The organism is Streptomyces sp. NPDC031340, assembly GCF_055569945.1.
In genome coordinates, this window is sequence record NZ_JBVIIE010000041.1 from 76,912 (window position 1) to 83,673 (window position 6,762).

The following is a 6,762-nucleotide window of genomic DNA, read 5'->3' on the forward strand; positions in this document are numbered from 1 at the left end:
CGGGGGTGCCCGGGACGGGGCGCGTGTCCGTGTCTGCGGGGAGGTGTGCGGCCTGTGGCGGGAGGGCGTCCGTCTGGTGCGGGGTCGCGGTGGCGGGTGTGGCCGGGACGGGGCGCGTGTCCGTGTCTGCGGGGAGGTGCGTGCCTGGTGGCGGGAGGGTGTGCGTCTCGCGCCGGGCCGTGGCGGCGGGTGTGGCCGGGACGGGGCGCGTGTCCGCGTCTGCGGCGGGGCGCCCGCCCGGTGCCGGGGGCGGTGTCCGGCATCGGGCGGGACGGGGCCTCAGGCCGCTCGCCGGGCCGGTTCGGACGGGCAGAACAGCCAGACCCCGGGGCGGACTTCGAGGGGCATCGCGGTCGCCGTGCCCGGACGGCCGGAGCCGAGGGCCGTACGGAGGGCGGCCGCCGTGCGGCGGGCGTACTCGGTCCACCGGCGGTCGCCCGCGAAGCGCGCAGCGTTCTCGCACTCCGCCAGGCGGGCCAGCGCCTCGTCGTGGCGGCCCTCGCGCACCGCCACCAGCGCCAGTCCGCGCAGCGACTCGGCCGTGCCGCGCGCGTCGCCGGCCGGCCGGCTCACCGACAGGGCGTGCGCGTAGGCCCGTCCGGCCTGCGCGATCCGCCCCGTCCCGAGCAGCGCGTCCGCCTCCGCGGACAGGCAGCGGCCCGCCGCCGCCCGGTCGCCGTGCCGGGTGAACAACTCCCCGGCGAGGCGGTACCGGTCGATCGCCGCCGACGTCTGCTGGCGCTGCCAGTCCAGGTCGCCCAGGGACCGCAGGACGACGGCCTCCGCGTGGACGTCGCCGGACCGGCGGGCCGCGTCCAGCGCGAGGCGGTGGGAGGACTCCCACTCGTCCCACAGGGCGCCCGCCTCGTAGTAGCCGGCCGAGGCCGAGGCCAGGGCGCAGCACAGGCCCCACGAGCCGGCCGCGTGGGCCTGCCGTACGGCCTCCGACAGGCCCGCGGACTCCTCCTGGAACCACCGCAGCGGCGCGCTGCCGACCACCTCCTCGGGGAAGACCCCGGGCGGGGGCTCGGCCTCGTGCGCGAGCCGGTTCCGGCCGGGCGTCAGCCGCGCGTCCGCGTGTCCGGCCAGCGCCAGGAACGCACGGCACAGCCGCTCCACGGCCGCGGCGCCCTCCCGCGGGTCCTCCCCGGCCGGCACCTCGAGGGCCAGCGAGCGCAGCAGCGCGTGGAAGCCGTAGCGCACGGGGCCCGGCCGGCCGGGCCGGCGCCGCGCCTCCAGCAGATGGGCCTGCACCAGTTCCTCGGTGAGCCGCTCGGCCTCCGCCAGGTCCGTGCCGAGCAGCGCGGCCGCGCTCCACAGGGAGAAGTCGGGCAGCGAGGTCAGCGCGAGGATCCGGAAGGCGTGCCGGGCCTCCTCGTCCACGTCCCGGTAGGCGGTGAGCAGGCTGCTGCGTACGTCGAGATCGCCCAGCGCGAGCGCGGCCAGCCGTGTCCGTTCGTCACGCAGCCGGCGGGCGAGCCCGGCGGCGGTCCAGTGCGGGCGGGCGGCGAGTCCGGCGGCTGCCACCCGCAGCGCGAGCGGCAGCCGGCCGCACAGCCGGGCGATCTCGCGCGCCGCCTCCGCGTCGTCCCGCATCCGCTGGCCGCCGCACGCCATGAGCAGCGCCTCGGCCTCCGGCGCGGACAGCACGTCGAGGGTCAGCCGCCGCACGTTGCCCAGCGCGCCGAGCACATGACGGCTCGTCAGGATCACCATGCTGTCCGGCACGGCCGACAGCACCGGCCGGACCTGAGCCTCCGAGACCGCGTCGTCCAGGACGAACAGCATCCTGCGGCCCGCGGTGCGTCGGTGCAGCAGCTCCGCGAGTTCCGCCTCGGACGACGGCAACGGCTCCGTCCCCGAGTCCGTTCCCGCTCCGGCCGCGCGCGGCCCGCGCAGCCGGCGCAGCAGGGTCGTCAGCGCCGTCCTCGGTTCGACGGCCCGCCCGCCCGCGTCCCGCAACGTCACCAGGACACGCCCGTCGGGAAACCCGCTCGCCGCGCCGTGCGCCAACCGCACCGCCAGCGCGGTCTTGCCGGCGCCCGCCCGGCCCGACAGCAGCAGCACCCTGTTCCGGCCGGGCGACTCGTCCGCCAACAGCTCCTCGCCGTCGGCCAGTTGCTCCTCGCGCCCGGTGAAGTCGGCCACGGCGGGCGGCAGCCACACCGTGGGCTCCGGGTACCCCGCGGGCCCCGCTGGCCCCGCGTCTCTCGCGGACCTCGCGTCTGCCCCGGACCGAGCGTCCGTCGCGGACCCCTCGGCCGGGCGGTCGTCCGGGCCGCCGACCGGTACGAGCCGACGCCCGGGCTCGCCGCGCCAGGCCAGCGAGGGATCGGAGGCCAGGATCCGCTCCTGCAGCCCGCGCAGCACCGGTCCGGGGTCCACCCCCAGTTCGTCCACCAGCGACCGCCGCGCCCGCCGGTAGACCTGCAGGGCGTCGGACTGCCGGCCCGAACGGTAGAGCGCCACCATCAGATGACCATGCAGCGCCTCGCGCAGCGGATGCTCGTGCGCCAGCGCCATCAGCTCGCCGATCAGCTCCTGGTGCAGCCCGAGCCGCAGATCCGCGGAGATCCGCTGCTCCAGCACCTCGGCGCGCAACTCGTTCAGCCTGATCGCGGAGGTCTGCAGCGACGGTCCGTGCGGGATGCCCGACAGCGCGGGCCCCGTCCAGAGCCCGAGCGCACGGCTCAGCGCCTGCGAGGCGGCCTGGTACTCGCCCCTGCCGTAAGCGGCCCGGCCCTCCGCCCGCAGCGACTCGAAGACGGACAGGTCCAGATCACCGGGGGCCACCCGCATCAGGTAGCCGGGCGGCCGGGTCAGCAGCGGCTGTGCCGTGTCCGCCTCCGCCGCGTCCGTCCCGGCCGGGTCGTCGCCGGGCGCCGCCAGCAGGGCCTTGCGCAGCTGGGAGACGTACACCTGGAGGGTGGTGGTGGCCGTGCGCGGGGGTTCGGAACCCCACAGCTCGTCGATCAGGGTGTGGGTCGACACCACCGTGTTGCTCTGCACCAACAGGGTGGCCAGGACCGCGCGCGGCTTGGCCGCGGACGGCGTACGGGGCGACATGTGCACGGGGCCGAGCACGCGGTATCTCATCGCGCGCCTCAGCAGTCCTGCAGCACGGCCGCGGAGACCCGCGCCACGACCCGGCCGCCCTGGAGGAACGTCATCCGCAGGCCGACCACCGGCCGGCCCTCCGCGTCCCGGGACACCCGCCCGTCCGCACGGCGCGCCTCCTCGCGCACCACGCAGCGCAGCGGCAGGTCCGGCGCGGCGACGCCCTCGAACGAGGCCTGCCACCGGGACAGCACGGCGTACGTCGGCACGAAACCGCGCAGTTCGGCGGCGGCGAGCAGCCCCACCTGGCGGGACAGCTCCAGGAACAGCGTCGGCTCCACCTCGCCGGGCACCTCGCCAGGCATCTCGGCCGGCACCTCGGCGACCGCCGGTGCGTGGACGGCGAAGACCAGGCCGTCGCCGCCCTCCGCCGCGGCGTAGGCGGGCAGTCCGACGAGGACGTGCCGGCTGTCGAGATGCCCCACCTGTTCGGGCAGCGGCACACCGGGAGACGCCGGGACGCCGCCCCGGGCGGCCGCCGGCTCCTCGCCGTCCGGCCGGCCGAGCGTGGGACCGCCGGGGCGGACCCCCTGGACGGGGAAGACCAGCCGCGCCGAGGCGGTTCCGCAGCGCTCGCCGTCGATCGAGACGGTGGCCTCGCACTCCAGGCCGCGCGGCACGCCGCCGACCACGTCGAGCGGTGTCATACCGAGATCAAGGGCGATCCTGCTCCCGGCGCCGTCGCGGCGCCAGGCGTCCGGACCCGTGATCGTGGCACCGGCGGAGGCCAGCACGGGGCGCGGGCCCGTCGGCACCCTGAAGTAACGGCGGGCCGCGAACAGCATCGTCCGGCGCAGCGACTCGATGGGGAACAGCAGGTCGTGGTACCGCGACACGGAGTCGCCGAAGAGCGGGTGTTCTTCGGGCAGTTGCGCGGAGAAGGCGAAGTTCTGCCGAACCGGCGCGGTCGCTTTGAACATGAAGGCCTCGGGGCTGCCCGGCCGGTGGACCAGGTGGTGGGGCCCGAGGAACGAGGGGGACGTGGGGGTGTACGTGGGGGCGTACGTGGGGGTGTAGGTGTCCATGGACTTCCTCTGCGGCGGTGTCCGGCGGCTCTGCGGAAGGCTTGCTGGGCACGTGCGCTTGACGGAGAGCACGTTGCCCGACTCCGCTGAAGGACCGGGGAAGCCACACTGAAGCGAACGCTCGTTACCACCCTCACCTGGGCATTCAACCCACCCGGACCGGCTCGTCCTCGACGATCGGGTGGTCCTCGGCCAGCGGTCCGGCCGCGCTCGCGCCACCGGGCGCCCCGATCACGGCGAACACGTCCCGCTCGGCGGTGAGATAGTCGGCCCACTCGTCGGGCAGGCAGTCCTCGTAGAAGATCGCCTCGACCGGGCACGCGGGCTCGCAGGCCCCGCAGTCCACGCATTCGTCGGGGTTGATGTACATCTTGCGCGGCCCCTCGTAGATGCAGTCCACGGGGCACTCGTCGACGCAGGCCTTGTCCTTGATGTCGACGCAGGGCTGGGCGATGACGTAGGTCATGAGGTCTCCACGGTCCAGGAGTCGTTGCCGGTGAGCAGAGTGGCGAGGTCGCCCTTGCCGTGCAGTTCGACGGCCCGCTCCGACTGCTCGGACAACAGCTCGTCGTACACGGGGCGTTCGATGTCGCGGAAGACGCCGATCGGGGTGTGGTGCAGGGTGTCGGGGTCGGCGAGGCGGGACAGGGCGAACGCGGTGGTGGGGGACGTGGAGTGCGCGTCGTGGACGAGGATGTCGGCTTCGTTGCCGGGGGTGACCTCGACGACCTTCAGGTCGCCGGTGGCCGGGTCGCGCACGACGCCCTTGGACAGGCCGGTGCCGAACCGGATGGGCTGTCCGTGTTCGAGGCGGATCACGGCTTCCTCGGCCTGCTGCTTGTCCTTGAGGGCTTCGAAGGCGCCGTCGTTGAAGATGTTGCAGTTCTGGTAGATCTCGATGAGGGCGGTGCCGGGGTGGGCGGCGGCCTGGCGCAGTACCTCGGTGAGGTGCTTGCGGTCGGAGTCCACCGTGCGGGCGACGAAGGAGGCTTCGGCGCCGAGGGCGAGGGAGACCGGGTTGAAGGGGGCGTCCAGCGAGCCCATCGGCGTCGACTTGGTGATCTTGCCGACTTCGGATGTGGGTGAGTACTGGCCCTTGGTGAGGCCGTAGATGCGGTTGTTGAAGAGCAGGATCTTGAGGTTGACGTTGCGGCGGAGGGCGTGGATGAGGTGGTTGCCGCCGATGGAGAGGGCGTCGCCGTCGCCGGTGACGACCCAGACGGACAGGTCGCGGCGGGAGGTGGCCAGGCCGGTGGCGATGGCGGGGGCGCGGCCGTGGATGGAGTGCATCCCGTAGGTGTTCATGTAGTACGGGAAGCGGGAGGAGCAGCCGATGCCGGAGACGAAGACGATGTTCTCCCTGGCCAGGCCCAGTTCCGGCATGAAGCCCTGGACCGCGGCGAGGATCGCGTAGTCACCGCAGCCGGGGCACCAGCGCACCTCCTGATCGGACTTGAAGTCCTTCGCGGAGAGTGCCTCAGTGGGCATCAAGGGCCTCCTTGAGAGCCGTGGCGAGTTGTTCGGCCTTGAACGGCATGCCGTTGACCTGGTTGTAGGAGTGGGCGTCGACCAGGTATTTCGCCCGGATGAGGGTGGCGAGCTGGCCGAGGTTCATCTCCGGGACGACGACCTTGTCGTAGCGGGCGAGCACCGTGCCGAGGTTGCTCGGGAAGGGGTTGAGGTGGCGCAGGTGGGCCTGGGCGACGGGCTTCCCGGCGGCGCGCAGCCGGCGCACGGCGGCGGTGATGGGGCCGTAGGTGGAGCCCCAGCCCAGGACCAGGGTGGCCGCGCCGTCCGGGTCGTCGACCTCGACGTCCGGCACGGCGATGCCGTCGATCTTGGCCTGGCGGGTGCGGACCATGAAGTCGTGGTTGGCGGGGTCGTAGGAGATGTTGCCGGTGCCGTCCTGCTTCTCGATGCCGCCGATACGGTGTTCCAGACCGGGCGTGCCGGGAACCGCCCAGGGGCGGGCCAGGGTGTGCGGGTCACGCTTGTACGGCCAGAACACTTCGGTGCCGTCGTCGAGGGTGTGGTTGGGGCCCTGTGCGAACTGCACCCGCAGGTCGGGGAGTTCGTCGGTGTCCGGGATGCGCCAGGGCTCGGAGCCGTTGGCCAGGTAGCCGTCCGACAGCAGGAAGACCGGCGTGCGGTAGGCCAGCGCGATCCGGGCCGCCTCCATGGCCGCGTCGAAGCAGTCCGCGGGCGTGCGCGGGGCGACGACCGGGACGGGGGCCTCGCCGTTGCGCCCGTACATCGCCTGCAGCAGATCCGCCTGCTCGGTCTTGGTGGGCAGCCCGGTCGAGGGGCCGCCGCGCTGGATGTCGATCACGAGCAGCGGCAGTTCCAGCGACACCGCGAGGCCGATCGTCTCGCTCTTGAGCGCCACACCGGGGCCGGAGGTGGTGGTCACCGCGAGCGATCCGCCGAACGCCGCGCCCAGCGCCGCCCCGATCCCCGCGATCTCGTCCTCGGCCTGGAAGGTGCGCACGCCGAAGTTCTTGTGCCGGGACAGCTCGTGCAGGATGTCGGAGGCGGGGGTGATGGGGTAGGAGCCGAGGAAGAGGGGCAGGTCGGCCTGGCGGGAGGCGGCGATCAGGCCGTAGGCCAGGGCGAGGTTGCC

4 protein-coding genes and 1 pseudogene are annotated in these 6,762 nt (G+C 73.9%); all 5 read right to left on the reverse strand.

The genetic code is table 11. From position 1 onward, the window contains the following. Window positions 1–279 precede the first annotated feature (279 nt). A complete protein-coding gene (locus ACZ5GT_RS28200; RefSeq protein ID WP_469031722.1) occupies window positions 280–3,096 on the reverse strand; it encodes an AfsR/SARP family transcriptional regulator in 2,817 nt (938 codons plus the stop codon). Window positions 3,097–3,104: 8 nt separating this feature from the next. Beyond that, window positions 3,105–4,142, reverse strand: a complete 1,038-nt coding sequence (locus tag ACZ5GT_RS28205) for an AfsA-related hotdog domain-containing protein (RefSeq protein ID WP_469031723.1) — start codon at window positions 4,140–4,142, stop codon at window positions 3,105–3,107. A 145-nt stretch (window positions 4,143–4,287) separates the two neighbouring features. After that, the gene (gene fdxA, locus ACZ5GT_RS28210; protein ID WP_469031724.1) at window positions 4,288–4,608 is read right to left on the reverse strand and encodes a ferredoxin; all 321 of its coding nucleotides are present in this window, start codon (window positions 4,606–4,608) and stop codon (window positions 4,288–4,290) included. Further along, window positions 4,605–5,630 carry a 2-oxoacid:ferredoxin oxidoreductase subunit beta gene (locus ACZ5GT_RS28215; protein WP_469031725.1) on the reverse strand — a complete coding sequence of 342 codons (1,026 nt, stop codon included), beginning with the start codon at window positions 5,628–5,630 and terminating at the stop codon, window positions 4,605–4,607. Before ACZ5GT_RS28215 ends, fdxA begins: the two co-directional genes overlap by 4 nt. Then, window positions 5,620–6,762, reverse strand: a pseudogene (locus ACZ5GT_RS28220) (2-oxoacid:acceptor oxidoreductase subunit alpha); the annotation flags it as partial. The gene ACZ5GT_RS28215 and the pseudogene ACZ5GT_RS28220, both read right to left, overlap by 11 nt.

Bases quoted from the DNA above. Each gene is read 5' to 3' on its own strand.
- fdxA (WP_469031724.1), bottom strand. From the start codon at position 4,608: ATGACCTACGTCATCGCCCAGCCCTGCGTCGACATCAAGGACAAGGCC.
- ACZ5GT_RS28200 (WP_469031722.1), bottom strand. From the start codon at position 3,096: ATGAGATACCGCGTGCTCGGCCCCGTGCACATGTCGCCCCGTACGCCG.
- ACZ5GT_RS28215 (WP_469031725.1), bottom strand. From the start codon at position 5,630: ATGCCCACTGAGGCACTCTCCGCGAAGGACTTCAAGTCCGATCAGGAG.
- ACZ5GT_RS28205 (WP_469031723.1), bottom strand. From the start codon at position 4,142: ATGGACACCTACACCCCCACGTACGCCCCCACGTACACCCCCACGTCC.